The sequence below is a fragment of the Anaeromyxobacter sp. SG66 genome (genome assembly GCF_022690805.1).
Taxonomy (GTDB): Bacteria; Myxococcota; Myxococcia; order Myxococcales; family Anaeromyxobacteraceae; genus Anaeromyxobacter; species Anaeromyxobacter soli.
Map to the genome: position 1 here is coordinate 1 of NZ_JALCZC010000055.1, position 26,598 is coordinate 26,598.

General features: G+C 73.8%; 25 protein-coding genes and 1 pseudogene. 18 read left to right on the forward strand and 8 right to left on the reverse strand.

The genetic code is table 11. The features are described 5' to 3' along the window. A pseudogene (locus MNZ39_RS15005) lies at nt 1-1,920 on the reverse strand (hypothetical protein); the annotation flags it as partial. 132 nt (nt 1,921-2,052) lie between these two features. Between MNZ39_RS15005 and MNZ39_RS15010 the strand changes: the two are divergent. The 5 genes from MNZ39_RS15010 (at nt 2,053) to MNZ39_RS15030 (ending at nt 7,215) form a co-directional block, all read left to right on the forward strand. After that, entirely contained in the window at nt 2,053-3,990 is a 1,938-nt protein-coding gene (locus MNZ39_RS15010) for a YgiQ family radical SAM protein (RefSeq protein WP_242339889.1), read from the forward strand. Nucleotides 3,991-3,999: 9 nt separating this feature from the next. Beyond that, entirely contained in the window at nt 4,000-4,731 is a 732-nt protein-coding gene (locus MNZ39_RS15015) for an SGNH/GDSL hydrolase family protein (protein ID WP_242339890.1), read from the forward strand. Between the two features lie 91 nt (nt 4,732-4,822). Then, the gene (bioA, locus tag MNZ39_RS15020) at nt 4,823-6,214 is read left to right on the forward strand and encodes an adenosylmethionine--8-amino-7-oxononanoate transaminase (RefSeq protein ID WP_242339891.1); all 1,392 of its coding nucleotides are present in this window, start codon (nt 4,823-4,825) and stop codon (nt 6,212-6,214) included. A 2-nt stretch (nt 6,215-6,216) separates the two neighbouring features. Further along, a complete protein-coding gene (gene bioD, locus MNZ39_RS15025) occupies nt 6,217-6,888 on the forward strand; it encodes a dethiobiotin synthase (protein ID WP_242339892.1) in 672 nt (223 codons plus the stop codon). 54 nt (nt 6,889-6,942) lie between these two features. After that, the gene (locus tag MNZ39_RS15030) at nt 6,943-7,215 is read left to right on the forward strand and encodes a hypothetical protein (RefSeq protein WP_242339893.1); all 273 of its coding nucleotides are present in this window, start codon (nt 6,943-6,945) and stop codon (nt 7,213-7,215) included. A 92-nt stretch (nt 7,216-7,307) separates the two neighbouring features. Here MNZ39_RS15030 and MNZ39_RS15035 read toward each other — a convergent pair whose 3' ends face one another. Genes MNZ39_RS15035 through MNZ39_RS15045 form a run of 3 tightly spaced genes read right to left on the reverse strand, consistent with a single transcriptional unit; the run spans nt 7,308 to nt 9,254 of the window. After that, complete coding sequence (locus MNZ39_RS15035) at nt 7,308-7,583, reverse strand: DUF1844 domain-containing protein (RefSeq protein ID WP_242339894.1); 276 nt, start codon at nt 7,581-7,583, stop codon at nt 7,308-7,310. Between the two features lie 53 nt (nt 7,584-7,636). Then, the gene (locus MNZ39_RS15040) at nt 7,637-9,016 is read right to left on the reverse strand and encodes a trypsin-like peptidase domain-containing protein (protein ID WP_242339895.1); all 1,380 of its coding nucleotides are present in this window, start codon (nt 9,014-9,016) and stop codon (nt 7,637-7,639) included. 4 nt (nt 9,017-9,020) lie between these two features. Beyond that, nucleotides 9,021-9,254, reverse strand: coding sequence for a hypothetical protein (locus MNZ39_RS15045; RefSeq protein ID WP_242339896.1), 234 nt, complete (start codon nt 9,252-9,254; stop codon nt 9,021-9,023). A 79-nt stretch (nt 9,255-9,333) separates the two neighbouring features. Here MNZ39_RS15045 and thiE point away from each other — a divergent pair, with 79 nt between their 5' ends. From thiE to MNZ39_RS15065, 4 genes are all read left to right on the forward strand, one after another. Further along, on the forward strand, nt 9,334-10,002 hold the full coding sequence (gene thiE / locus MNZ39_RS15050; protein ID WP_242339897.1) for a thiamine phosphate synthase: 669 nt from the start codon (nt 9,334-9,336) through the stop codon (nt 10,000-10,002). Further along, nucleotides 9,999-10,712, forward strand: a complete 714-nt coding sequence (locus MNZ39_RS15055) for a gamma-glutamyl-gamma-aminobutyrate hydrolase family protein (RefSeq protein WP_242339898.1) — start codon at nt 9,999-10,001, stop codon at nt 10,710-10,712. The genes thiE and MNZ39_RS15055 overlap by 4 nt, the downstream gene beginning before the upstream one ends. A gap of 62 nt (nt 10,713-10,774) precedes the next feature. Next, the gene (locus MNZ39_RS15060) at nt 10,775-11,506 is read left to right on the forward strand and encodes a hydroxymethylpyrimidine/phosphomethylpyrimidine kinase (RefSeq protein WP_242339899.1); all 732 of its coding nucleotides are present in this window, start codon (nt 10,775-10,777) and stop codon (nt 11,504-11,506) included. Between the two features lie 25 nt (nt 11,507-11,531). Beyond that, nucleotides 11,532-12,188 (forward strand): hypothetical protein, encoded by a 657-nt coding sequence (locus tag MNZ39_RS15065; protein WP_242339900.1) that lies wholly within the window; start codon nt 11,532-11,534, stop codon nt 12,186-12,188. 13 nt (nt 12,189-12,201) lie between these two features. On the opposite strand, the gene dnaB is transcribed toward MNZ39_RS15065, so the two are convergent. Continuing rightward, nucleotides 12,202-13,626, reverse strand: coding sequence for a replicative DNA helicase (gene dnaB / locus MNZ39_RS15070; protein ID WP_242339901.1), 1,425 nt, complete (start codon nt 13,624-13,626; stop codon nt 12,202-12,204). A gap of 255 nt (nt 13,627-13,881) precedes the next feature. On the opposite strand from dnaB, the gene MNZ39_RS15075 reads away from it, so the two are divergent. From MNZ39_RS15075 to MNZ39_RS15090, 4 genes are all read left to right on the forward strand, one after another. After that, nucleotides 13,882-14,718, forward strand: coding sequence for an LEA type 2 family protein (locus tag MNZ39_RS15075; RefSeq protein WP_242339902.1), 837 nt, complete (start codon nt 13,882-13,884; stop codon nt 14,716-14,718). 110 nt (nt 14,719-14,828) lie between these two features. Then, nucleotides 14,829-16,148 carry a magnesium transporter gene (gene mgtE, locus MNZ39_RS15080; RefSeq protein ID WP_242339903.1) on the forward strand — a complete coding sequence of 440 codons (1,320 nt, stop codon included), beginning with the start codon at nt 14,829-14,831 and terminating at the stop codon, nt 16,146-16,148. Between the two features lie 119 nt (nt 16,149-16,267). Next, on the forward strand, nt 16,268-17,665 hold the full coding sequence (locus MNZ39_RS15085) for a pitrilysin family protein (RefSeq protein ID WP_242339904.1): 1,398 nt from the start codon (nt 16,268-16,270) through the stop codon (nt 17,663-17,665). Next, on the forward strand, nt 17,662-19,158 hold the full coding sequence (locus tag MNZ39_RS15090) for a pitrilysin family protein (protein WP_242339905.1): 1,497 nt from the start codon (nt 17,662-17,664) through the stop codon (nt 19,156-19,158). The genes MNZ39_RS15085 and MNZ39_RS15090 overlap by 4 nt, the downstream gene beginning before the upstream one ends. Before the next feature lie 10 nt (nt 19,159-19,168). Here the strand turns inward: MNZ39_RS15090 and MNZ39_RS15095 are convergent, their stop codons facing one another. Next, nucleotides 19,169-19,540, reverse strand: coding sequence for a hypothetical protein (locus MNZ39_RS15095; RefSeq protein WP_242339906.1), 372 nt, complete (start codon nt 19,538-19,540; stop codon nt 19,169-19,171). A gap of 182 nt (nt 19,541-19,722) precedes the next feature. Between MNZ39_RS15095 and MNZ39_RS15100 the strand changes: the two genes are divergently transcribed. The 3 genes from MNZ39_RS15100 to MNZ39_RS15110 are packed head-to-tail and all read left to right on the forward strand — an operon-like array spanning nt 19,723 to nt 20,664. Then, entirely contained in the window at nt 19,723-20,157 is a 435-nt protein-coding gene (locus MNZ39_RS15100) for a hypothetical protein (RefSeq protein ID WP_242339907.1), read from the forward strand. Next, nucleotides 20,150-20,407 carry a DUF5985 family protein gene (locus MNZ39_RS15105; RefSeq protein ID WP_242339908.1) on the forward strand — a complete coding sequence of 86 codons (258 nt, stop codon included), beginning with the start codon at nt 20,150-20,152 and terminating at the stop codon, nt 20,405-20,407. The genes MNZ39_RS15100 and MNZ39_RS15105 overlap by 8 nt, the downstream gene beginning before the upstream one ends. After that, the gene (locus MNZ39_RS15110) at nt 20,407-20,664 is read left to right on the forward strand and encodes a DUF5985 family protein (RefSeq protein WP_308197194.1); all 258 of its coding nucleotides are present in this window, start codon (nt 20,407-20,409) and stop codon (nt 20,662-20,664) included. The genes MNZ39_RS15105 and MNZ39_RS15110 overlap by 1 nt, the downstream gene beginning before the upstream one ends. A 25-nt stretch (nt 20,665-20,689) precedes the next feature. Here the strand turns inward: MNZ39_RS15110 and MNZ39_RS15115 are convergent, their stop codons facing one another. Further along, nucleotides 20,690-22,111, reverse strand: coding sequence for a sigma-54-dependent Fis family transcriptional regulator (locus MNZ39_RS15115; RefSeq protein WP_242339910.1), 1,422 nt, complete (start codon nt 22,109-22,111; stop codon nt 20,690-20,692). A 223-nt stretch (nt 22,112-22,334) separates the two neighbouring features. Here MNZ39_RS15115 and MNZ39_RS15120 point away from each other — a divergent pair, with 223 nt between their 5' ends. Together MNZ39_RS15120 and MNZ39_RS15125 are read left to right on the forward strand one after the other, a co-directional pair. Then, complete coding sequence (locus MNZ39_RS15120; RefSeq protein WP_242339911.1) at nt 22,335-22,682, forward strand: hypothetical protein; 348 nt, start codon at nt 22,335-22,337, stop codon at nt 22,680-22,682. A gap of 57 nt (nt 22,683-22,739) precedes the next feature. Continuing rightward, nucleotides 22,740-24,635, forward strand: a complete 1,896-nt coding sequence (locus tag MNZ39_RS15125; protein ID WP_242339912.1) for a multiheme c-type cytochrome — start codon at nt 22,740-22,742, stop codon at nt 24,633-24,635. Between the two features lie 183 nt (nt 24,636-24,818). Here MNZ39_RS15125 and MNZ39_RS15130 read toward each other — a convergent pair whose 3' ends face one another. Continuing rightward, a complete protein-coding gene (locus MNZ39_RS15130; RefSeq protein ID WP_242339913.1) occupies nt 24,819-25,640 on the reverse strand; it encodes a class I SAM-dependent methyltransferase in 822 nt (273 codons plus the stop codon). Between the last annotated feature and the right edge of the window lie 958 nt (nt 25,641-26,598).

Here is a 26,598-nt window from a genome sequence, read left to right on the forward strand (position 1 = left end):
TGGCGCTGGTCTCGCCGGGGCAGGCGGAGCCGGCGGCGCCGCAGGGGCCACGCTGCGCGCCAGGACCGGCGCGGCAGGCGCCAGGGTGGGCGCGCGCGGCGCGGCGGCGGGCGGCAGCGCGCCGAAGTCGAGCGAGGGCGGCGGCGTGTCCGCCTCGTCGGCGGGGATCTCCTCGAGGATCTCCGCCCCGTCCACGGTCGGGAGCTCCTCCACGATCTCCGGCAGCCCGAGGTCGTCCGCCGCGGCCGCCGCGGGGAGCGGGTGACTCTCCGTCACGCCATCCGTGTCGAGCCCGAGGCTCGCGTCAGGGTCGCCGAGCGCAGCGGGCGCGCCGGGGCCGGCGCCCTCGGGGGGCGCGGTCTCCCACGGCGCGGGCGCCTCCGCGGTCGCCCAGGCGCCGGCGGGGTCGGCTGCGTCGAACGAGCCGCCCGAGGCGAGCGCGAAGCCCTCCTCGAGCGCGCGGTCGGCGTGCCAGTCGCCGACGCCGCCGGCCGCGAGCGGCCGGTCCGCCTCGAAGCCGCCGCCGTCCGGGGAGCCGAGCGCGGCGGCCACGTCGAAGGCGGCCGAGTCGTCGTACTCGCCGCCGAGCTCGCCCGCGGCGGGCGCGAACACCGGCGGCGGGGCGGACGGATCGAGCCCGAGCGCCGGATCGACTCCATCGCCCTCCGCGGCGAGCGTGTCGGTGCCGTCGCCGAAGGCGGGAGCGCCGCTCGCGAGCTCGTCGTAGGCGCCGAACGCGGCGCCCTCCGGTGCCTGCTCGGCCGCGGGCGCCGGATCCCAGCCCGCGGGCGGGAGCTCGCCGGCGTCCAGCCGGAGCGGCATGGTGAGGGTGGGCTCGGGCTCCGAGGCGAGGCCGAGGAGCTGGGTCGGCTCCGGCATCGCGGCGGCGTCGAGCGCGGTGGGGTCGAAGCCGGCGAGCGCGTCGTCGGGCGCGGGCGCGACCTCGAAGGCCGACTCGTCGAGCGGCTCGAGCTCGAGGGCGGGCAGCTCGCTCGCGGCGTCGCCCTCGGGCGCGGCCGCGGCGAGGTCGAGCGCCTGCGTCGGCTCGGGCGCCTCCGGCGCGAGCGCCGGATCCCACGCCGCCTCGCTGCCCGCGCCGAGGAGCTCCGCCGGAGCTGCGTCCTCGCCCGCGAGCGCGGCCGGGTCGAAGGTCCCGTCCGCCTCGCCGAGCGCGGAGAGCTCGGGCTCGGCCGGATAGGCGCCCGCGTCCCACGGTCCGGCCGCGGCCGGAGCGGCGTACGCGCCCGGCTCCCATCCCGCTGCCCCGCCCGCCGCCGCAGGATCCCAGGCGGCCGCGTTCGGGTCCCAGGGCTGGCCGGCGGCATCGACCGGGAGGGCGTTCGGGTCCCAGGGCTGGCCGGCGGCATCGACTGGGAGGGCGTTCGGGTCCCAGGGCTGCCCGGCGGCATCGACGGGGAGGGCGCTCGGATCCCAGGGCTGCCCGGCGGCATCGACGGGGGCGGCGTTCGGATCCCATGCGCCCGCGCCCTGCGGCGCCGCGCCAGGATCGCCCTCCCAGCCGAGGACGGCGGGATCGAACAGGTCCGCCAGGTCCTCAGCGGTCGCGCCGTCCTCGAGGAGCGGCGCAAGGGCGCCCTCCGGCGGAGGGGCGTCGAAGGCGACCTCGGCCGGGGCGGCGGGGGCGGGCGCGGGGAAGAACGGCTCGGGCTCCGGCTCCGGGGAGAGCTCGGGTGGCGGGGGCGGGCGGTTCCGCAGCCCCGCCGGCAGGAGCGACTCGCGCAGCCGCGCCGCCGCCGCGTTCACGTCGAACCCGCCGCGCGGCGCCCCGCCGCCGGGCTCGCCTCCCACGAGGTCGCGGAGCTGGGCGTGCCGGCGCTCCTCGTCGGGCGAGAGTCCCTTCGCGAGCCGCTTGGCCTCGAGGGTCCGGTACTCCTGCATCACGCTGCGGGGATCGGGCATCGGGTCTTCCGGGGGGGAAAGCCGGCGGGGAGGGGCCGAGCGAGACGGCGGATGATACCTCGCCGGCCGGAGCCCACAAAAGGCGACGCCTCCTTGATTTCCCCAACTCCGGCGGCCATGTATGGCGCGCTCATGAGCCCCCTGCCGGTGGTCCAGAACGGCCGCGCGAAGCCGCCCGCGGCCGGCCCCGAGGCATTCCTGCCGACCACCCCCGGGGAGGTGCGCGCCCGCGGCTGGAGCGGGCTCGACGTCCTGCTCGTGACGGGCGACGCCTACGTCGACCACCCGAGCTTCGGCGCGGCGGTGATCGGGCGCGTGCTCGAGGCGCAGGGCTACAAGGTCGGGATCGTGGCGCAGCCGGACTGGCGGAGCACCGCCGACGTCCTGCGCATGGGCCGGCCGCGGCTCTTCGTCGGGATCACCTCGGGCGCGATGGACTCGATGGTGAACCACTACACGGCGCACAAGCGCCGCCGCTCCGACGACGCGTACACGCCGCACGCCGCCGCGGGCAGGCGCCCCGACCGCGCGACCGCCGTCTACGCTCGCCTGTGCCGCGAGGCGTTCGGCGCGACGACGCCCATCGTGCTCGGCGGCATCGAGGCGTCGCTCCGGCGCATCGCCCACTACGACTACTGGGACGATCGCGTGCTGCCCTCCGTGCTCGTGCCCTCCGGCGCGGACCTGCTCGTGTACGGGCAGGGCGAGAAGCCGGTGCTGGAGATCGCGCGCCGGCTCGCCTCGGGCGAGGACATCTGCGGCCTCGTGGACGTGCCGGGCACGGCGCTCGCGGTGCCGGACCTCGCGCTCGCCCTCCTGGACGGGCGGGCGCGCGCGACGCTCGAGCTCCCCGCCTACGAGGAGATCGCCCTCGACAAGAAGCGCTTCGCGGAGTTCAGCCGCCTCTACCACCTCGAGCACAACGGCGAGAACGCCCGCGTCCTCGTGCAGCGGCACGGCCACGGGGCGCGGACCCGCTTCGTGGTGGTGAACGAGCCGATGGCGGCGCCCTCGACCGAGGAGCTCGACCGCATCGCCGAGCTGCCCTACGTGCGCGAGGCCCACCCGTCCTACGGCGGGGCCCACATCCCAGCGCTCGAGCAGATCCGCTGGTCGATCCAGATCCTGCGCGGCTGCGCGGCGGGCTGCGCGTTCTGCTGCATCACCGAGCACCAGGGGCGCGACATCGCGAGCCGCTCCGAGGCGAGCGTGCTGCGCGAGCTCGCCACGCTCGCTTCGAAGGAGAGCTTCAAGGGCACCATCACCGACGTGGGCGGCGCGACCGCCAACATGTGGGGGATGCGCTGCACGGACGCCGAGGCGCACGCGGTGTGCCGGCGCGCCTCCTGCGTCTACCCCACCGTCTGCAAGTTCTTCGCGGTGGACCACGGCCCGCTCGTGGACCTCTACGAGAAGGCCCGCAAGGTGAAGGGCGTGAAGCACCTCTTCGTCGGCTCGGGCGTCCGCTACGACCTCGCCCAGGCGGACACGAAGAACGGCGCCCGCTACCTCAAGACCCTCGTGCAGCACCACGTCTCCGGCCAGCTCAAGGTGGCCCCCGAGCACGTCTGCGAGCCGGTGCTGAAGCTCATGAAGAAGCCGGGCGTGTCGTCGTTCGAGAAGCTGCGCAAGGACTTCGAGCGCTACTCGCGCGAGGCCGGCAAGGAGCAGTACCTCGTCCCGTACTTCATCTCCTCGCACCCGGGGTCCTCGCTCGAGCAGGCGGCGGAGCTCATGGACTACCTGCAGGACAACCGCTGGAAGCCGCAGCAGGTGCAGGACTTCATGCCGACCCCCATGACCCTCGCCTCGGACATGTACTTCTCGGGCTACCACCCGATGACGGGCGAGCCGGTGCACGTCACGCGCGACATGGACGAGAAGCGCATGCAGAAGGCGCTGCTCCGCTGGGGCGATCCGGCGAACCGTCCGCTCATCGAGAAGGCGCTCCGCAAGCTCGGGCGGCTCCGGCCCGGCGAGCGGCTCGGGCCGGGGATGCGGCCGGCGCGCGGGACCCCGAAGAGGCGCGGCCCCGGCGATGGAGCCCGCGGCCGCGGCCGCCGTGCCTAGCTTGTCGGGGTGATCCCGCACCTCCGTTGCGCCCGCGCCGCCGCGCTCTTCGTGCCCCTGGCGCTCGCCCTCGCCGCAGGCCGCGCCTTCGCGCTGCCCGCCCGCGGCGCGCCGCTCGTCTACCTCGCGCTGGGCGACTCGACCGCCGTCGGCGTGGGCGCCGCGAGCGGCGGAGGCTACCCGCAGCGGCTCGCGCGCCGCCTCGACTCGAGCGGTGTCCCGGTGAAGCTCACGGTCCTCGGGGTGAGCGGCGCGAACACCGCCGACCTCCGGCGAGATCAGCTCCCGAAGGTGATGGCGGCGCGTCCGGCGCTCGTCACCATCGGCACGGGCATCAACGACCTCATGCAGGGGCGCCCGCTCGCCGAGTTCGCCCGCGACCTCGAGATCGTCGCGGATCTCGTGCGGCGCACGAAGGCCACGGTGGTGCTGCAGACGCTCCCCGACCTCACCTTCTCGCCCGCCGGCTACGGCGCGCCGCCCTCGCTCGGCCGCCGCATCGAGGCCTACAACGCCGTCATCGCCCGCGTGGCCGAGCGGCACGGCTTCGTGCTCGCGGACGTCTACGGCAAGAGCCGCAGGGCGCTCCGCGACCGCCGGAGCGAGCTCTTCGGCAAGGACGGCTTTCACCCGTCGTCCGCCGGCTACGAGGTGTGGGCCGAGGCGATGTGGCCGGACGTCGAGCGCGCAGTGGTCCACCCGCGCGTCCAGGCCCGCCGGACGGCGGCGACCGAGCGGTAGGCCGCCGCGCAAGGGCCAGCGCCGCGCGCTCCGGGCCGGCGGGCTCGACACCTTCCCTTCGCCCGCGGCCGCGCGATAGCCTCGCGCCCCCATGGAAGACCACCCGACGGGCTCTCCCGACGCGCGCGCCGCGCGCCACCGCCGCCTCTGCGAGGCCGACCACCGCCACCTCTGGCACCCGTTCACGCAGATGCAGGACTGGCTCGCCGAGGAGCCGCTCGTCGTCGACTCGGCCGACGGCGTCCACCTCGTCGACACGCTCGGCAACCGCTACCTCGACGGCGTCTCCTCGCTCTGGTGCAACGTCCACGGGCACCGGGTGAAGGCGATCGACGACGCCATCCGCGCCCAGCTCGACCGCGTCGCCCACTCGACGCTCCTCGGCCTCGCCTCGACCGCCTCGATCGAGTGCGCCGAGGAGCTCGTGCGCCACCTGCCGCGCGGCCTCACCCGCGTGTTCTTCTCCGACGCCGGCGCCACCGCGGTGGAGATCGCGCTCAAGATGGCCTTCCAGCACCATCAGCTCCGCGGCGACGCGGCGCGCACCGAGTTCGTGGCGCTCCGCGGCGGGTACCACGGCGACACCATCGGCTCGGTGTCGGTGGGCGGCATCGACCTCTTCCACCGCATCTTCAAGCCGCTCCTCTTCGACGTGCACCACGCGCCGCAGCCGTACTGCTACCGCTGCCCGCTCGGGAAGGAGCCTGCGTCCTGCGGCATGGCCTGCGCCGACGCGGTGGAGCAGGTGTTCGCCGAGCGGCCGGGGAGGATCGCGGCGCTCGTCATGGAGCCGGTGATGCAGGGCGCGGACGGCATGATCGCGCAGCCGCCCGGCTACGTGCGGCGCATGCGGGAGATCTGCGACCGGCACGGGGCGCTCCTCGTGTGCGACGAGGTGGCGACCGGCTTCGGGCGGACCGGCACCACCTTCGCCGTCGAGCAGGACGGCGTCGTCCCCGACATCCTCACCATGGCGAAGGGGATCACGGGCGGCTACCTGCCCCTCGCCGCGACCGTCACCACGGAGCGGGTGTTCGAGTCCTTCCTCGGGCCTTATGAGGAGAAGCGGACCTTCTTCCACGGCCACACCTACGCGGGGAACCCGCTCGCCTGCGCGGCCGCGACCGCCTCGCTGCGGCTGCTGCGCGAGGAGCGCGTCATCGAGGGGCTGCCCGCGAAGATCGCGGCCCTCGCGCGCGCGCTCGAGCCGGCCGCGCGCATGGCGCACGTGGGCGAGGTCCGCCAGCGCGGGCTCATGGTCGGCCTCGAGCTCGTGCGGGACCGCGCGACCCGCGAGGAGTACGCCTACGCGCTCCGCTCCGGCCACGAGGTGATGCTGGAGGCGCGCCGGCTCGGCGCCATCCTGCGGCCGCTCGGCAACGTGGTCGTGCTCATGCCGCCGCTCGCCATGACCGAGCGGGAGCTCGAGCAGCTCGCCGCCATCGCGCTCGCGAGCATCGAGAAGGTGACGGCGAGGATCTGACCGTGCGCGGGCTCTTCGTCACCGGGACCGACACCGGCGTCGGCAAGACCGAGGTGAGCTGCGCGCTCGTCGCGGCAGCGCGGGCCGCGGGCGTGGACATGGTGGCGATGAAGCCGGCCCAGTCGGGGGTCACGCCCGGCGAGCCGAGCGACGCGGACCGGCTGCACGCGGCCAGCGGCGGCGTCGAGCCGCTCGAGGCCCTTTGCCCGTACTCCTTCGCCGCGCCGCTCGCGCCCGCCGTGGCCGCGCGCCTCGAGGGCAGGGCGGTCTCGCTCGAGGCGATCGTGGAGCGTGCCCGCGCGCTCGCCGCGCGGCACGACGCCCTGCTCGTCGAGGGCGCGGGCGGGCTCCTCGTGCCGCTCACGGAGCGGGAGACCTACGCCGACCTCGCCGTCGCGCTCGGCCTGCCGGTGCTCGTGGTCGCGCGCGCGGGGCTCGGCACCGTGAACCACACCGCCCTCACCGTCGAGGCGCTCCGCGCGCGCGGGCTCGTCCTCGCGGGCATCGTCCTCAACCGCGCGTGCGACCTCGACGATCCGTCCGTCCCGTACAATGCCGGGGAGATCGCGCGCGTGACGGGCTGTGAACCCATCGCGAGCCTGCCGTACGCGCGCGATATCGCTGAGCGCCAGCGTTTTCTGCGATCCAGGCTCGCCGGCAAGATCCAGTTTTAGGGCACGGCGCGCGAAAATTGGATCCCCTCGGCGATCGATCCTAGAGATCGCCGCGTGCCGAACGTCGTCGACCTCACGCTCGTCTCCCGCGCCCGCCACGTCCTCCAGCAGGTCCTCGAGGAGCGCGGCCTCGGCTTCTTCCTCCTCGCCTCGTCGCGCGCGCCGAAGCTCGACGCCCGCCGCATCGCCTGGGTGGTACAGGCGGCGCGCCGCAAGGCCGGCCCGCACGCGCGCCGCGATCCGAACGCCCTCTCCCGCACCCGCCGCGTGGTCCGCCGCGAGCTCATCCGCCTGCTCGCCGAGGCCATGCTCCAGGCGGGGGTGTAGAGCGGCGACGCGCGCTCCCTGGCGCCACGTCGGCGGCAGAGCGGCAGCCGTAGCCGCTCGCGAGATCCTGTTTCGGCCGGAGAGGCGGCGCGCTACTCCGCCTTGCCCCCCTGCTTCGCCACGTAGCGCAGCCGCAGGTCGGTGAGGAGGTGCTCCATGAACTGCTCCTCCTCCGGCGTGAGGTTGCCCTTCGTCTTCTCGCGGAGCATGGCGAGGATGTCGATGGACTGGTGGGCGAGGGAGAGGTCGGGCTTGCCCGGGAGGCCGGTGTCGGGGTGCGGCGCGTCGCCGAGGTGGATGAACGCGCTCGAGGCGAGCGAGAGCACGAACGTGTAGAAGTCGATCCCGCCGGCGTCCTTCTCGTCCATGGCGAACCTCCCGAGGGGCGCGCGCGAGGGTCGCGGCCCAGGCGCTCCGGAGTCTACTGGAAGTCGAAGGCGATCCGCTCGGCCGCGTAGCCGCGCTGGACGAGCAGCACGAGCTGGCCGCTCCGGCGCGCCCGCGCGGCGGCGCGGCGGAAGGCCGCGAGGGTCGAGACCTCGGTCGAGTTCACCTCCCGCACGAGGTCGCCCTGCCGGATGCCCACCTGCGCGGCGGCCGAGCGCGGGGCGACGCTCTTCACCACCAGCACCGAGCCCCCCTGAACGCGCTGCTCCCCGAGCGTGAGCCCGGTCGCGCGCGCGGCGAGCTCGGCGGCGGCCTGCGCCGAGAGCTCGACCGAGGTCACCGACACCGCCACCCGCTGGCCGCGGCGGAGCAGCTCGAGCTTCGCGGCGCCGCCGATGGGCAGATCGCGCACGCGGAAGCGGAACTCCTCGGCGCTCTGCGGCGCGAACCCCTGCACCGACTCCACCACGTCGCCCTTCCGGATGCCCGCCGCCGCGCCCGGCGAGCCGGGATCCACCGCGGTGACCACCACGCCCCCCGTCGTGCCCTCGGCCGCGCCGTCCTTCGCGGGCAGGTCGTCCACCGCGACCCCGAGGTAACCCTCGCGCACCTCGCCGTGCTCGATGAGGTCCTCGGCGATGCGGCGGGCGCGATCGATGGGGATGGCGAAGCCGATGCCGGCGTTCCGATCGCCGAGGATGGCGGTGTTGATGCCGACGAGCCGCCCCTCGATGTCGAGGAGCGCGCCGCCGGAGTTCCCCGGGTTGATCGACGCGTCGGTCTGGATGAAGTCGAAGAGCGTCCGCTCGCCCGCCTTGAAGTTCCGGTGCACGGCGGAGACGACGCCGGTCGTGACGGTGTGCGACAGGCCGAACGGGTTGCCGATGGCGATGAGGGTCTCGCCGATGAGGAGCTCGTCCGAGCGGCCCGTGGTGACGAAGGGCAGCTTCTCCTTCGTCTCGAGCTTCAGCACGGCGAGGTCGCTCGACGGATCCGTCCCGACCACCTTCGCGATGATCTCGCGCCCGTCGAGCAGGCCCACCCGGAAGCGGGCGCCGCGCTCGACGACGTGGTTGTTCGTGAGGACGTAGCCGTCGGGCGAGACGATGACGCCCGAGCCGAGCGAGGTGACCGCGTACCCCTTGCGGTAGCGCGGGTGCTCGAAGAGGTCGCCGAAGAGGAGCTCCGCCATGGAGCTCCCCCGCGACGGCACGCGGATGCGGACGAGCTCCTCGGCGGAGACGTTCACCACCGCGCCGCGCACCTTCTCCACCGCGAGGACGACCGGCGTGCGCCGGTTCGGCGACGGCCGCTCGTCGGGGCGGGGGAGGGCGTTCGGTCGGGCGGAGGCGCCCGGGGCGATGAGGACCGCCCCGAGCGCGAGCGAGGCGAGGATCGCGCGGCGCGCGCGCACGGCTCTAGGCGGGAGGAGTCTCGCCGCCGGGGGCGGGCGACTCGGGCTCGTCGTCGACGTCGTCGAGATCGTCGAAGTCGTCGGAGTCCATCGATGCCTCGATCGGCATCGCCTGGTCCGCGAGGTCCGGCAGGGACTTCACGTGCTTCTCGTAATCCTTCTCGTCGAGGACGCCCTTGCGGACGTAGCGACTCGCGACACGCTTGTCGACGAGCTTGTTCTCGGGCTGATCGGCCATGGGTCCACCTGGAACGCGGGAGGCGGGCAAAATATGCGGCGCCTTGCGGGGCAGTCAAGCGCGTGTTAGCGCTGTCGTCATGCCCACTTCCGATGCCTCGGCGGGCGCCGCGCGGCGCGCGCGGCTCGCGGGGCTCTACGCCATCGTGGGGGGCGGGGACGCGATCGGGCAGGCGCGAGCCGCGATCGCCGGCGGCGCCGGCGTCGTGCAGGTCCGCATCAAGGACGCGCCCGCCGGCGCGGTGCTCGCCGCGGCGCGGGAGATCGTCGCCCTCGCGCGGGGACGCGCCCTCGTCATCGTGAACGACCGGGCGGACCTCGCGCTCCTCGCCGGCGCGGACGGCGTGCACCTCGGCGACGACGATCTGCCCCTCGCCGAGGCGCGCCGGCTCGTCGGGCCGGAGCTCCTCGTGGGCCGCACCACCCGCACGCTCGAGGAGGCGCGGGCCGCCATCGCCGAGGGGGCGGACCACGTCGGCTTCGGCCCGATCTTCGCCTCGCGCTCCAAGGCGCTCGCCGTCCCGCCGCGCGGGACGGCCCTGCTCCGCGAGGTCGCCTCCGCGCTGGGCGCGCCGGTCGTCGCGATCGGCGGGATCACCCTCGCGAACGTCGGCGAGGTGGCCCGCGCCGGCGCGGCCTGCGCCGCCGTCATCGAGGCGATCTTCGGCGCGGGCGACCCGAGCGCGAACGCCGCCCGGCTCGCGCAGGGCTTCGCCGCCGGCCACCGGCTCCGGGAGACGACGCCATGAGGTCGCGACCGCGCATCGGCCTCACCCTCGACGCGGACGAGCGGGAGGGGCGCTACTTCCTCGGCCGCGCCTACATCGAGGCGGTGCTCGCCGCGGGCGGGCTCCCCATCCTGCTCCCGCACGCCAAGGACGCCGCGGCGGCCTACCTGGCGCTCCTCGACGGGCTCGTCGTGACGGGCGGGTTCTTCGACGTGCCGCCGGAGCTCTACGGCGAGGCGCGCCGCGACGCGTGCGGCGCCACGAAGCCCGAGCGCACCGCGTTCGAGAAGGATCTGCTCGAGGCGGCGCTCGCCGCGCGCATGCCGGTGCTCGGCGTGTGCGGCGGCATGCAGCTCCTCAACGTGGTGCGGGGCGGGACGCTCTACCAGGATCTCCCCGGCGACGCCGGCATCCACGGACACGAGCAGCCCGCGCCGAAGGACGTCCCCTCGCACGAGGTGGCCATCCAGCCGGGCACGCACCTCGCGGGCCTCGTGGGCCCGGGTGCGCTCTCCGTGAACTCGACGCACCACCAGGCGGTCCGCGAGCCGGGCGCCGGCGTGCTCGTGTCCGCGCGCTCGGCGGACGGGATCGCCGAGGCCATCGAGCTGCCGGACCTGCCGTTCGCGCTCGGCGTGCAGTGGCACCCGGAGGCCGTTCTCCGCCACGAGCCGCGCCACGCGGCGCTGTACCGCGGGCTCGTCGCCGCGGCGCGGGATCGCCGCCGGTGAGCGCGCGCGCCGCAAGGGTCCGGGCGAGGGCGCCTGGGCCCGCGCGAGGCTCGCCTCCGCGCGTGCTCGTCGTCGCCGGCCTCGATCCCTCCGGCGGCGCCGGCCTCCTCGCCGACCTCGAGGCGATCCGCGCCGCCGGCGCGGAGGGCTGGGCGGTCGCGACCGCCCTCACCGCCCAGGGGCCGGGCGGCGCGCGCGGCTTCGAGCCCGCGAGCCCGGGGATCCTGCTCGCCCAGCTCGACGCGCTCGTGCTCGGCGCCGAGCGGCCGCGGGCGGTGAAGACCGGCATGCTCGCCACGGCGACGATCGCCCGCACTCTCGCCGTCCGGCTCGGCGAGCGCCCGCTCGAAAGGGTGCCGCTCGTCGTGGACCCGGTCCTCGTCGCCTCCTCCGGCGCGCCGCTCTTCCTCACCGAAGGCCGCCCGCTCGGCGACGCGCTCGCGCCGCTCCTCTCGCGCGCGAGGCTCGTCACGCCGAACCTGCCCGAGCTCGCGGAGATCACGGGCCTCGACGTCTCGACGGACGAGGCGGCCGTGCGCGCCGCCCGCGCCCTCCCGGCGCGCGCGGTGCTCGTGAAGGGCGGGCACCGCGAGGGGGCGCCGCTCGACCTGCTCGTCATGCGCGGCAGAGTGACGCGGCTCGTGGGCCGGCGCCGGCCGGGGACCGCGCGCGGCACGGGCTGCCGGCTCGCCTCGACGATCGCTGCGCTCCTCGCGCGCGGCGCGCCGCTCGAGGAGGCGGTGCGCGGAGGTAAGCGCGCGGTGGAGCGCTATCTCGACCGCGCGGCGCGCTAGAATGATGCGGAACCAGGGGGAGGTCATGACGGGGATTCGCTCGCGCTGCGCCCGCGCCTTCACCGCGACGCTCCTCGCCGTGGCCCTCGTCGCCACGGCGCCGCTCCCGGCGCGCGGCCAGCAGGTGCCGGAGCAGCTGCCGGAGCAGGTGCCCTTCATCGAGCGCCGGGAGCCCGTCCGCCCGACGCGGCCTCCCCCCGATCGCAACCTCGTCCTCCTGTTCAACGTCGCCGGCCCGGCGGGGAACCCCTTCGACGGCGATCGCGGCTGGCGGCTCGAGGCGAGCATCGAGCGACGGCCGGAGGGCCGCCTCTCGTCCGCGGTGGTGATCGGCGGCGGCAGCGTGGCGGTGAAGGGCTACCCGGAGGAGTGGGCGCTCGGGTTCAGCGGCCAGGGCCGCTGGTATGCGCTCGGGGACTTCGATCGCGGCCTGTTCGTGGGCGGCGTCCTCGACTTCCGGCGCATCGGCCCGCACCTCATGTGCGGCGCGGGCCCGCTCGTGGGGTACCGCCACACCACCGCGCGGGGCGTCGCCGCCGAGGTCCACCTCGGCCTGCCGCTCCTCGCGGACTCGTTCTCGTCGGACGCCGCCGGCCGGGTGCCGCTGCGGGACGCCTGGCGGGCGATGCTGCCCGGCGTCTTCGTCGGCGTCGGCGCGGCGCTCCGCACCGGGCGGCGGTGAAGGGACCGCGACTTCACGGTCCGTCGCGCCGCTTCTCCATCTCGGCGAAGTAGGTCGTCGTCTTGAAGAAGACGAGCGGGATCGTCCCGGTGGGGCCCTGGCGCTGCTTCGCCACGACGAGCTGCACCTCGAGCGTGTCGCCGCTCGCCGTGCCGGCCTGGACGTCCTTGTTGTCCTCGTCGTTGCGGTGCAGGAACATGACGATGTCGGCGTCCTGCTCGATCGCGCCCGACTCGCGCAGGTCGGAGAGCATGGGCGGCTCGCCCTTGCGCTTCTCCACGCTGCGGTTCAGCTGCGAGAGCGCCACGATGGGGCACTCGAGCTCCTTCGCGAGCGACTTGAGCGAGCGGCTGATGGTGGCGATCTCCTGCTCGCGCGACTGGGTGGCCCGGTCGGACGGGGCGTGCATGAGCTGGAGGTAGTCGATCATCACGAGGTCGAGGCCGCCGTTCTCGCGCTTCAGCTTGCGGCACTTCGAGCGGAGCTCGACCGGGGTGAGGACGAAGTTGTCGTCGAGCCAGATGGACGCGGCGCCGATCTTGTCCGCGTGCGTCGCGATCTTCTGCCAGTCGTAGGCGGAGAGCTGGCCCGCGGAGAGCCGCCGCCAGTCGAGCCGCGCCTCCGAGGCGAGCATGCGCAGCGCGAGCTGGTCGGAGGGCATCTCGAGCGAGAAGAACGCCACCTTCTTCGCCGCCTTGATGGCCGCGTGGGTCGCGATGTTGAGGGCGAAGGCGGTCTTGCCGACCGACGGGCGGGCGGCGAGGACGATGAGCGTGCCGGGCTGGAAGCCGAGGGTGTTCTTGTCGAGCGACTGGATGCCGGTGGGGACGCCGGTGATGGGGGAGAGGCCGGCCTGGACGCGCTTCTGGACCGCCTCGAGGTTCTCGATCGCCCGCATCACCGGCTCGGCGATCTTCTTCAGCGTGTCGGTGCCGGTGCCCGCCGCCGCGCCGAACACGTCCTGCTGGGCGGAGTCGAGGAACTGCTGGACGTTCGGCCCCGCCTCGTAGCCGCGCTCCACCACCCGCTGGGCGGTGAGCATCATCTGGCGCAGCCGGGCGAGCTCCTGAACCGCGCGCGCGTAGTGCTGCACGTTGGCGGTCGTGCCGATGGCGCGGGCGAGCGAGAGCGGCAGCTCGCGCGGGACGGCGCTGCCGAGCAGGCCCTTCGCGTCGAGCCGCTGCTGGACGAGGATCGGGTCGAGCGTCTTCGACTCGCGTGCGAGCTCCTCGCACACCGCGTACACGTGCTGGTGCTGGAGCAGGTAGAAGTCGCCCGACTTGATGAGGGCGGCCACCTGATCGAAGGCGGTCTCCTCGACCAGGATCGCGCCCAGCACCGCCTGCTCGGCGTCGAGGCTGTGGGGCAGGTCGCGGGCGCTGCGCAGCGGGGCGACGAGCGCCTCGGAGGCGCGTCGAACGGGATCGAGCTCGGCCATGGAACGGGCGAGAGCCTACCAGCGACCTCCGACGGGATCACCGTGGATGGCCGGTGGAAAACGTCGGAAATCCCGGGGGAGAGCGCTGTGGAGCGGCTGTGGACGGCGTGTGGACGGCTTGAATGCCGGCCGCGGCCGGACCGTCCGTCCCTTGCGCGTGGGCTGGCGCCGGCGGATCGGCCGCGCGTGCGAATCTCGGAGGCGACGGCCTCCCACCTCGCGGCGCGGCTCCGCCCACTGCTAGAACATCCCTCCATGAAGAAGCCAGCCCTCCTCGCCCTCCTCGCCGTCGCCGCCCTCGGGACCGGCTGCGCGGGCCTCACGAACCTCGCCCGCGTCGCGTTCAAGGATCCGAAGCTCACCTTCCGGTCGGCGACCGTGGAGGCGCTCGATCTCGAGGGCGCCACCCTCGGCGTGAAGTTCGACCTCGAGAACCCGAACGGCTTCGGTCTCGACGTCGCCCGCGTCGGCTGGGGCGTCGAGGTGGAGGGGACCCGCATCGCGACCGGCGACATGCCGGGCGGGCTCGCCATCCCGGCGAACGGCGTCGCACCGCTCACCATCCCGGTCCGCATCCGCTACCAGGACGTGCCGGGCATCGTAGGGCTGCTCACGAGCCGGCGCGACGCCATCGCCTACCGGCTCTCCGGCAAGGTGGGCGTCCGCACGCCCATCGGGGTGGTGGACCTGCCGGTCTCGCACTCCGACCGGCTCGCGCTGCCGAGCCTGCCGAGCTTCTCGCTCGAGGGCGTCTCCTTGCGCACGGCCTCCCTCACCGAGATGGCGCTCGACGTGAAGGTCCGGGTGAAGAACCCGAACGCCTTCCCGCTCCCGGCGGGCCGGCTCGACTATGCCCTCTCGCTCGCGGGCTCCGAGGTCGCGAGCGCGCGGGACTCGGCCCTCGCCCGGGTGGCCGGCGGCGCCGCACAGACGATCGCGATCCCCGTGCGCCTCAACGTCTTCCGCGCCGGGCGCGCCGCGACCGACCTCGCCCGCGGGGCGCCGGTCCGGCTGGGCCTCGCCGGGACCGCGGAGGTGGCGGGCATCCCGCTCCCGCTCGCCCTCGACGCGACCGTCCCCGTCGGGCGCTGACCGCCCGGACCCCCGCGCGGCGCGGGCGCCCGCAGGGCCGCTCCACGCGGAGCGTTTCGCTTTACGCCCCGCCACCGCGAGACTAGCCTCCGCGTCGCGAAGGGAGCGGCATGGACGCGGATCAGCTGGTCGACGTGCCGCTCACGGCGGAGGAGCTCCGGGACGCCTGGCCGGCCCTCTCCTGGGAGGAGCGGATCGAGGGGTTCCACCGGCTCGTCCGCGCCGAGGCGGACGACTTCTTCCTCGAGCTGCCCCCCGCCGACGAGGCGGCGCTGCTCCTCGCGCTGCCGCCGCCCGAGCGGCGGCTGTGGATCCGGCTCCTCGCGCCCGACGACGCCGCCGACGTCATCCAGGACACGCCGGAGGAGGAGCGCCCCCGCCTCCTCGAGCTGCTCGATCCGGTGGCGCGGCGCGAGGTGACCGCGCTCCTCGCCTACGCGGAGGACGCCGCCGGCGGCCTCATGAGCCCGCGCTTCGCGCGGCTGCGGCCGGAGATGACCGCCGACGAGGCCATCCGCTACCTGCGCCGCCAGGCGCGCGAGCAGGCGGAGACCATCTACTACGCGTACGTCCTCGATCCCGACCAGAAGCTCGTCGGCGTCGTGTCCTTCCGCGACCTCCTCACCGCGGCGCCCGACCGCCGCATCGCCGATCTGATGAAGCGCGAGGTGGTGAGCGTGCCGGACACGCTCGACCAGGAGGCGGTCGCGCGCATCATGGCCCACGAGGACGTGAACGCCATCCCGGTGGTGGACGGGCAGGGCCGCATGCAGGGCATCGTCACCGTCGACGACGTCGTCGACGTGGTGCAGCAGGAGGCCACCGAGGACATCCAGAAGATCGGCGGCATGGAGGCCCTCGACGCGCCCTACCTCGCCACGGGCTTCCTCGCCATGGTGAAGAAGCGCGCGGGCTGGCTCTCCGCGCTGTTCATCGGCGAGATGTTCACCGCCACCGCCATGGCCGGCTTCGAGGACGAGATCGGGCGCGCGGTGGTCCTCGCGCTGTTCGTGCCGCTCATCATCTCGTCGGGGGGCAACTCCGGCTCGCAGGCCTCGACGCTGGTGATCCGCGCCATGGCGCTCGGCGAGGTGGCGGTGCGGGACGCCCTGCGCGTCGCCCGGCGGGAGGTGCTCTCGGGGCTCGCCCTGGGCATCATCCTCGCCCTCATCGGCTCCCTGCGCATCTTCGCCTGGCAGGGGCTGTTCGGGACGTACGGGCCGCGCACCCCCTCCATCGCGCTCACCGTGTCGAGCTCGCTCGTGCTCGTCGTGACCTGGGGCACGCTCATGGGCTCGATGCTGCCCATTCTCATCCGCCGGCTCGGCTTCGACCCGGCGAGCGCGTCCGCGCCGTTCATTGCGACGCTCGTGGACGTCTCCGGGATCGTCATCTACTTCACCGCCGCGCGGCTCATCCTCGGGCTGTAGCCGGCCGGCGACCCCGGCCCGGCACCCGGGCTGGCGCCCGAGCGGGCCGTTCTCGCGGGCGATGACCTCCTGTATGGGTCCGGTCTCCGGAGGCGAGCGCCTCCGCGAAGGGGGTGTCGATGAAGCCCGTCCTGCTCGTCCTCGCGCTCGCGGCGGCCCTGGGCTGCGCGTCGTCGCGCGGCACCGCGCGCCCGCACGCCGCGCGCCTCGCCGTGCCGATCGAGTACCACAAGCTCGACAACGGCCTGCGCGTCGTGCTCTCGCCGGACCGCAGCGTCCCCAAGGTCGCGGTGGGCGTCTACTACGGCATCGGCTTCCGCGTGGAGCCCAGGGACCGCACCGGCTTCGCCCACCTCTTCGAGCACATGATGTTCCAGGGCTCGCGGAACCTCGGGAAGATGGAGTTCATCAAGCTCGTGCAGTCGAACGGCGGGACGCTCAACGGCTCCACCCGCTTCGACTTCACGAACTACTACGAGGTCGTCCCCTCGAACGTGCTCGAGACCGTCCTCTGGGCGGAGGCGGACCGCATGCGCGGCCTCGCCGTCACGCAGGAGAACCTCGACAACCAGAAGGGCGTGGTCTCGAACGAGGTGAAGGTGAACGTCCTGAACCGCCCGTACGGCGGGTTCCCCTGGCTCGACCTGCCGCAGGTCGCGAACGACAACTGGTACAACGCCCACAACTTCTACGGCGACCTCGCCGACATCCAGGCGGCCACGCTCCCGGACGTCCAGAAGTTCTTCGAGACCTACTACGCGCCCAACGACGCGGTCGTGGCGCTCGCCGGCGACTTCGACCCGAAGGAGGCGCTCGGCTGGGTGAAGCGCCACTTCGCCGACATCCGTCCCGTCCCGCAGCCCCCGCGGCCGGACCTCTCCGAGCCGCGCCAGGAGCGGGAGCGGCGCGCGGAGAAGCTGGATCCGCTCGCCGAGCGGCCGGCGCTCGCGGTCGCCTGGCACGCGCCGCCGCGGAGCACGCCCGAGCACGCGGCGTTCGTGCTCCTCGATCAGATGATCCTCCAGGGGCGCGACTCGGCGCTCTACCAGAAGCTCGTGCAGGAGAAGGGGCTCACCGGCGACGTGTCGGGCGGCGTGAACCTGCTCGGGAATTCCTGGAACTACGACGGGCCCATGCTCGAGATCGCCTACCTCTTCCACGACACGGACCGGAGCGCGGACGAGCTGTTGCGCGCGGTCGACGAGGCGCTCGCGCCGTACCTCGAGAAGCCCGTGGACCCGGAGACCCTCGCGCGTGCCAAGGTGAAGGCGCGCTCCACGCTGTACTCGGAGATGGAGCAGTTCGCGGGGTTCGGCCTCGTGGACCTCCTCGCCGCGCAGGCGCTCTTCCACGACGACCCCGCCCGCGTGAACCGGATCGAGGAAGACCTCGAGGCGGTGACGCCGGCGCTCGTGCTCCAGACGGCGCGCGAGTGGCTCCGCCCGACGAACCGGACCGTGTTCCTCGTGAAGCCGAAGGAGCAGAAGGATCCGAAGGAGCAGAGGAGAGCGCCATGACCTTCCTCGCCGCCGCCCTCGCGCTCGCCGTCGCCCAGGCTCCCGCCGCGCCCGCGGCCGCTCCGCGCGAGGCGCCCCCGCCGCCGCGTCCGCCGCCCGACTTCCGCCTCCCGCGCACGCACGGCTTCACCCTCGACAACGGCCTCGCGGTCACGCTCGTCGAGATGGGCGTGCTGCCCAAGGCCACCGTCGCGCTCGTGTTCCGCGCCGGCACCGGCGACGATCCGCCCGGCAAGACCGGGCTCTCGAGCTTCCTCGCGGCCCTCCTCACCGAGGGCACGACCACCCGCAGCGCCGCCGAGATCGCCGGCGCCGCCGCGCGCTGGGGCGGGGCGATCGAGACGAACGTGACGCCGGACGAGACGATCGTCACGGGCACGGTGCTCTCGGAGTTCGCGCCCGAGCTCGTGGCGCTCGTCGCCGACGTGGCGGCGAACCCCGCCTTCCCGCAGCGCGAGGTGGAGCGCGTGCGGCAGGACACGCTGCGCTCCGTCGCCATCGCGCGCACCCAGCCGCAGGTGCTCGCCCAGGAGCGCTTCCTCGCGACGCTGTACCCGGACCACCCCTACGGCAAGCTCCTCCCCACCCCCGAGATCGTCCGCGGCTACACCGTGGACGAGGCGCGGGCGTTCCACGCCGCGAGCTACCGGGCGCGGCGAGCGCACCTCTACGTGGCCGGGCGCTTCGACCGCGCCGCGACCGAGGCGCGCATCCGCGCGGCGCTGGCCTCGCTCCCGCCCGGCGGGCCGCGCGAGCTCGCGCCGCCGCAACCCAGCTCGCGCCGCGCCGTGGAGCTCGTCGACCGCGCGGGCGCGGTCCAGTCGTCGCTCTACCTCGGGCTGCCGGTCCTCGAGCCGCGCCACCCGGACTACCTGAAGCTCGCGGTCGCGAACACGCTCCTCGGCGGCTACTTCTCCTCGCGGATCACCGCCAACATCCGCGAGGCGAAGGGCTACACCTACTCCCCCGCGAGCGCCGTCTCGGTGCGCGCCGGCACCGGCTACTGGGCGGAGGTGGCCGACGTCACCACGGCGGTCACCGGCGCCGCGATCGGCGAGGTCCTCCGCGAGGTGGAGCGGCTCCGCGCCGAGCCGCCGCGGGAGGAGGAGCTGCGCGCGGTGCAGGCGTACCTCGCCGGCACCTTCGTGCTGCAGACCTCCGATCGCGACGGCCTCATCGCGCGCCTGCGCTTCGTGGAGCTGCACGGCCTCGGCGAGAGGTGGCTCGAGGACTACGTGAGGAACGTCCGCGCCGTCACGCCCGACGACGTGCGGCGCATGGCCCAGACCTGGCTCGATCCCGCTCGCATGACGCTCGTGGTGGTGGGCGACCCGGCCCAGGTGAAGGAGCAGCTCCGGCCGTTCGGGGAGCTCGCCACGCCTCCTGGCGTTCCTGCGCCGGAGACCGCTCCGCCCGCCGCTCCGGCCGCGCCGAAGGAGGCCGCGCCCACGAAGCCAGCTCCTCCCGGCAAGCCGGCGAGACCGCGCACCTGAGCGCTCGCGTTCACTCCACCTTCGAGAGGAACTCCTTCGCCTGGTCCACGGTCTCGAAGACGTGGAAGTCGCGCCTCGCGAGGACCTTCAAGGTGTTGAACACCATGCGGTGCATGCCGGACAGGCCGGTCACCGCCGCCGCCTTCACGTGCGGCCGGTTCCCCTCGGTCAGCGAGCGGAGCGCCTCGATGAGCTTCATGTCCGCGACGACGTTCTTCGCGTTCGTGATGGTGAGGACGGAGCCGAGCGGCTGGGAGCGGACGTCCCGCGCGACCTGCGCGGCGAGCGCGACGACGCCGTCCGCGCCGAGCCCCTCGGCGTCGATGAGGTAGATGCGCTTTCCGTTGTGCTCGATGAAGCGGGCGCGGCGGCTGACGTCCATGGGGGCCTCCCAGGGCATCGAGGGTGCGGCTTCTTAGCACGGCCTCATGCGAGTTCCCGAGAGGCCGCCCCGCCGAGGTCCCGCCCCACACGTGACGAGGCGGCCGTTCGACAATCGCCGCGCGGCCGGAGCGCCGCACGCCCGGCCGGCCGACGCGGTATCGTTTGACGTCATAGGGATGGGTGCGTAGTCTGCCGGCCGTTTTGTCCGACGAGCTCGCCCCCGACATCCAGGCCTTCATGCTCGCGAGCGTGGACTCCTACGAGCAGCTCGAGATCCTGCTGCTGCTCCATCGCGAGCAGGCGGCGCCGTGGACCGCGGCCCAGGTGGCGGAGGCCCTCCAGATCTCGCTCGCGGCGGCGGCGAGCTCGCTCGACGAGCTCGCGGGACGGCGGCTCCTCACGGTGACGAGAGGGAGCGAGCGGAGCCACCGCTACGCGCCCGCGGACGCGGACACCGCCGACGTCGTCGACCGGCTGGCGCGCGCCTACGAGGAGCGCCGGGTGGCGGTCATCGACCTCATGAGCGCGAACGCGATGAGCCGGATCCGGCGCTCCGCGCTGCGCACGTTCGCGGAGGCGTTCCGGGTGACGGGGGCGAAGAAGCGAGATGGCTGAGGCGGTCTATCTCCTGTGCGCGCTCACGAGCGTGGTCTGCGCGGCGCTCCTCGTGCGGAGCTACGCCGCGACGCGGGTGCGGCTCATGCTCTGGAGCGCGCTCTGCTTCGTGGGGCTCGCGCTCAACAACGTGCTGCTCTACGTGGACCTCGTCCTCACCCCGCGCACGGACCTCTGGGTCGTCCGCACCGTGCCGGCGGTGGTGGGCATCGCCCTGCTCGTGTTCGGGCTCGTGTGGGAGTCCGAATGATGCAGTTCGTCTGGGGCGCCCTCGCCGCTGGCTGCGCCGTCGCGGGCCTGTTCTTCCTGCGCTTCTGGCGCGAGAGCCGCGATCGGCTGTTCGCCGGGTTCGCGGCGGCGTTCTTCGTGCTCGCCCTGAACTGGGCCGCCCTCGGGGTGGTGAACCCGAGCGACGAGACCCGGCACCTCACCTACCTGCTCCGGCTCGTCGCCTTCCTCATCCTCATCTGGGCGATCGTGGACAAGAACCGGCGCTCGGCGCGCTGAGCCCGGAGACGGCGGGCGGTCGCGGTCAGGCCGGCTCCGGCTCCTGCTCGGCGGGGCCGGCCGGGTCCGGCGCCACGACGCCGAGCCGCTTCATGCGCTTCCAGAGGGTGACCCGGGAGATGCCCAGCGCGTCGGCGGCGCGCGCGCGGTTTCCGCCGGTGCGCGCGAGCGCCCCCAGGATCACGTCCCGATCGGTCGCGGCCGGCGTGCGGGCCGGGAACGACCCGGCGCAGACGTCGCGCGGCAGGTGCTCGGGCGCGATCGCGAGGCCGCCGGCCTGCAGCGCGGCGAACTCCAGGACGTTCTGGAGCTCCCGCACGTTCCCGGGCCACGCGTAGGCATGGAGGAGCCTCAGCGCACCGGCCGTGGGTGGCGGCACGCCGAGGCGCGCGAGGAACCGCTCCGCGATCGGGCCCACGTCCTCCGGGTGCTCGCGGAGCGCCGGGACGCGGAGCGGGAACACCGCGAGGCGGAAGTACAGATCGGCCCGGAAGCGCCCGTCCGCGACCAGCTGCTTCAGGTCGCGGTGCGTCGCGCAGACGAGCCGCACGTCCACGGGGATGGGCTGCGAGTCGCCGACCCGCTCCACCACGCGCTGCTCGATGACGCGCAGGAGCTTCACCTGGACGGCGGGGGACACGTCCCCGATCTCGTCGAGCAGGAGCGTGCCGCCGCTCGCCTCCTGGAACCGCCCGCGCCGGTCGCGCACGGCCCCGGTGAAGGCGCCCTTCACGTGCCCGAACAGCTCGCTCTCGAGGAGGCTCTCGTTGAGCGCGGAGCAGGCGACCCTCACGAGCGGGCCCGCGGCGCGCCGGCTCTGGCGGTGGATCGCCTCAGCCACGCGCTCCTTCCCCACGCCGCTCTCGCCGAGGATCATCACCGTCGCCTCGGAGCGCGCGACGAGCGAGATCGTGCGGCGCAGCTCGCGCATGAGCGGGTGGTCGCCGAGGAGCCCGTGCCGGTCGTCGCCCTCCGCGTCCGCGCGGCCCGCCCGGTCGCCGGGGGGCGGGACCGCGCACGCGCCCTCGCGAGGCGCCGGGCCGGCCGCCTCGAGCTCCGTCACGTCCGTGAAGCTCTCGAGCGCGCCCGCGGTCCGGCCCGCCTGGTCGTGGAGCGCGACCGCGTTCTTCACGATGAGCCGGTCTCGGCCGTCCTTCGTGCGGATGGTGCAGCACTTCGTGCTCTTGCCGCGGGCCTCGATCCCACAGAGCAGCGGCCCGACGCCGCACATGCAGCCCCGCACGGCGTCCCCGGCGAGGATGGAGCAGCGGCGGCCGACGGCCTCGTCGGACGAGTAGCCCGTGATCCGCTCGGCGGCGGCGTTCCAGTAGGTGACGAGGCCCTCCTCGTCGGTCGTGAACAGCGCGTCCGGGAGCGCGTCGGCGAGCGCGCGGAGCATCTCCAGGCTGCCGAGGCCGAGGAACGGGAGGGGCGGCGTCGAGGTCATCGGATCCGGGGGCGTTGCGGGAACGTTCACCGGAAACGGCGGGTGAACGGGGCGAGACTAACAGACCGCTCGCGGTCGCCGCATCGGTCGGAAACCCGATACGCGCCCGGTACTTGGCCGTGCGGCCGTATGCCGCGGGAGCGCGCCTCGATGGCGCGTCTCTTGCGGAACGCCCCGCCGGCGCGCCGGAACGCGGCGCGAATCGAAAGGAGCAGTCCTCATCATGGAACTCACGCTTCACAAGGCGAGCCGCGCGCTCGGCCTGCTGGCGGCGCTCGCGCTCCCCGGGCTCGGGTACGCGGCGCACCCGTTCCCCATCACGCTCAAGGACGCGGCCGGCACGCCGGTCGCGACGAGCGCGCGGCCGTACAGCTCCGAGAAGAGCTGCGGCGGCTGCCACGACTTCGGGGCGATCACGCAGGGCTACCACTTCCAGCAAGGCCGCACGAACGCCGCCGGCGACCTCCAGGTCTCCGACACGTTCGCGGGCGACATCGGCGCGGGCCAGACCTACGGGATCGGCACGGGCGCCTGGTGGAAGCTCTCGGACGGCATGTACGGCAAGTGGTGACCCCCGTCGGCCGACTCGAGCCAGTTGGCTCGAAAGACGAATCGCAGCTCGACCGAGATGGACAAGACCTCCTTCTTCTTCGCGATGCAGTGCGGCGCCTGTCATCCGGGCGGCGCGGCGCTCGCCTACGACCGCGAAGGTCAGCGCTACTGGGACGGGAGCGTGTTCGGCCACAGCCGCTCCGCCAGCCCTCCCGCGGATCCGCAGCTCGACGGTGACTACGGGTTCGTGAACCCGGCCACCGGCGCGAAGGGCGCCGCGGCCTGGAACAAGACGGGCGTCGCCGAGGCGGACTGCCTGCTGTGCCATCTGCCCGGCTACAGCTGGAAGAACCGCACCGGCACCCTCGGCGCCGGCGCCGCGCTGACCGACGCGAGCGGCCAGCCGGTCGCGGCGTTCGCCGCGGCGAGCACGGCCGGGCTCGGCTTCGCGCAGGTCACGTTCGTCACGCCCGCGCCGCCGCAGCCGAAGGCGCAGACCGTGACGATCGACTACGCCGCGGGCGGCGTGAAGCCGGACGGCACCACGGCGCTCACGCTCGACAACGTCGGCACCTTCCTCGAGCGCAAGGTGCGCGACGAGAACTGCCGGCTCTGCCACGCCACGCCGGACCGGAAGAAGTCCGGCCGCTCGTGGACCGCCGACACCGACGTCCACAAGGCGGCGGGGCTGGGCTGCGTGGACTGCCACCCCGCCGGCCCGGACCACCAGATCGCCAAGGGCGACATCGTCATCGGCTCCGTCCGCGACGACCTCGACGGCGGCATGGTCGATTGCGCCGGCTGCCACCTCGAGGGCCGCGCGCCGGCCGGCATGTCCGCGCCGGATCCGACCGTGGCCCACGGGGACCTGCCCGCGATCCACCTGGAGAAGCTCGCCTGCCAGGCCTGCCACATCCGCTATCTGCAGGATGCCGCGAGCTCGGCGGACGTGACCGAGATCCCCGAGGTGTTCCTCGACATGGTCTCGACCGGCGTCCAGACGCCGGTGCTCTCGAGCGCCACCTTCGGCGGCGGCAAGAAGCTCCTCGGCAGCGATCCGCTGGACCCGTCGCGCGACCTGCCCGAGCTCGTCGCGGCGGCGGCCGAGGTCGACCCGGCCACCGGGAAGCCACACACGGAGTACCTCACGCGCTGGTACCCCTCGCTCCGGCCGTGGAAGGGGCCGTCGATGGCGGCGCAGAAGCTCGTCACCGTGAAGCCGCTCCTCACGGCGTGGTTCGGCGACTGGCTGTCGGGCGACGGGCTCGACGCGCGCATCCGCCCGATCCCGCTGCGGCTCGTGCGCAAGGCGCTCACCGGCACCGTGGCGACGCCGGCGCCCGGCGCGCCGCCGAACCCGTACGTCGGGGGGCTCGCGCTCGCCGACGACGACGGGGACGGCAAGCCGGAGCTCAACACCCGCGCGGAGATCAAGGCGTTCCTCCAGGCGATCGCGAGCGCCACGGACGTGGACGGCACGACGCCGATCGTCACCGCGAAGGCGGTGCTCGTGAAGGCGCCGCACGTCTGGTTCCTCGACGCGAGCGGCGAGGCCCAGTCCTTCGAGAGCCCGGTGGCGGAGAGCCACGACTTCGCCGTGAACCACAACGTGGTGCCGAAGCGCGATCCGCTGAGCCCCACGCTGAAGCCCGGACCGTGGGGCTCGGCCGGCTGTGCCGAGTGCCACTCTCCTCAGTCGGCGTTCTTCTTCGGCAAGCAGCTCATCGAGGTCTACGACGAGACCGGCGCGCCGCAGTACGAGCCGCACTGGGCGGCGATGGGCTACACGGCGGAGCGCGCCGCGGCGCTCACGGCCTCCGTGCCGCAGCCGCCCGCTCCTCCGCCCCCGACGACGGACACGGTGAAGAAGAGCTCCGGTGGCTGCGGCTCGAGCGGCGCGGCCGCCGCGCCCGCCGCGCTCCTCGGCCTGGCGCTGCCGCTCCTGCGGCGCCGCCGCCGCGTGACCGGCTGATCCGCTGAGAGCGGACGCGCGCAGCGCCGCCTCCTCCGAGGGGCGGCGCTGCCGCGGCCGCGCGAGCGTCACCCCGCGGGCGGCGCGCCTGGCAGCGGGGCGACTGCGGCACCGCGGCGGTCGCCTCGCGCACGAGGAAGCAGCGGGACGCGGGGCAGTTCGTGGCGCCCCGATGGTCGCGAATCAACGCGCGCTCCTGCCCGCCTTTGACCCGCGCACGGCCCATGCGCGAGCGGTGAGAAGGATGGATCCATCCGCCTCGACCGGCAGCATCCGGCGGAACCCCTCGCGCAGCGCGGCGCGGTCGTCCTCCGGGAGCGACATGACGTACGCCGGCGCCGGGCCCTGCCCGCCGAGGAACGGGGACCACACGTCGTCGAAGTCGCGAAAGTGCATGGGGACGTCGATGGCGCGCGAGGCGACGCCCGAGAGTCCCGCCGCGTCGAGCAGCGCCCGGAGCGGCGCGGGCGCGCAGATGGGAAAGCGATCGCCCTCGTCGAGGCGGGCCGCCTCGGGATGCCGTTCCTTCGCCGCGTCCCAGAACCGGCGCATGAGCTCCATCCCGGCGGCGTAGTCCCACACGTACAGCGCGATGGTGCTCCCCGGCCGTCCTGCGCGCGCCATCTCAGCGACCATGCGCGACGCGTCCGGCACGAAGTTCAGGACGAGCCCGGAGACGACGGCGTCGAACCGGGCGGATGCGACGGGCAGCGCCGGCGCGTCCCCGACTCCGAACGCGGCCCTCGCGTCCTTCACGGACCGGCGTGCGTGCGCGGCGAACCCCGTCGAGCGATCGATCCCCAGCACCGCGCTCGGCTCGGCACCTTCGGTGATCGCCTCGACGAGAGCGCCCGCGCCGCACCCGACGTCGAGCCAGCGCCGGCGAGGCGGTACGCGGAGCCAGCCGACGAACTCGCGCGCGACGAGCCGGCTCCAGCGGCCGACGTACGCCTCGTACGCCGCTCCCACCGCCCACACGTCGTGCACCGATCGCTCGTCAGGCATCTTCCAGACCCCGGGCGCCGACGCTCGGCCGTCCGGAGCATCGTCGTTTCGGAGGCGGGTGGGGGGCGCTACTCCCGGGCGGGGGTCGTTCGCGGCGCGGTCGGCCGGTGCCAATAGCCGGCGGTTCGCCCTTCGCCGTCGGCGCCAGCGGCAGCACTTGCCGGCGCTTCAGGGCGCGGTCGGTCTGGTGCCGCTCGCATCAAGACAAGCGATTCCTGAGTCGTCGACCGGCCCTAGCACTTCGGGTCCGAACCGGCGTCACGCAATAAACATCACCGTCGGCGAAATCGCTTCCTGCGCTCGCTTGACTCCAGAACACGCGACACGTACAAGGAGTGTCACCACTAATCGTGGATCGGCCGCATCGGGGCGCACCGAGCGCGAGGATGACATGATTGCATCCCTGATTGCCGTACAGTTGGCATACCTTGTCGACGCAATCTGTCCGAACGGTTCCACGAGGTCCTGCGCAATACCAGGGTGTGACTCCGCGCAGCAGACGTGTCTCGACGGTTATTGGGAAGACTGTGTATGCAGGACGTCGTGCACGCTTGGCGCAACCCGCAGTTGCACGCTGACGAGCTGCGTCTACGCTAACCAGACCTGTGGCGCCGACCCGATCTGGAACTCCAATCTGTGGGGCTCGTGTACGTGCGCATGCTACGCAGACAGCAATGCGTGCACGGATGATCTGTGGACGAATGGGCAATGCACGCATCCGGTCAAGAATATCGACGACGGAAACTCATGCACGACCGACACATGCGATCCGGCGACCGGCGGCGTCACTCACCCACCTGCTACCGGTCTGGCCTGTAGCGACAATAATGGTGACCTGCCCCCCGAAAACTGGACGGGTCGAAGCGTGAGTCCTCTACTGATCGTGGAGGACGGATGCGGAAGAGCAAGTTCACCGACGAGCAGATCATCAAGGTCCTGAAGGAGGTCGAGGCGGGCG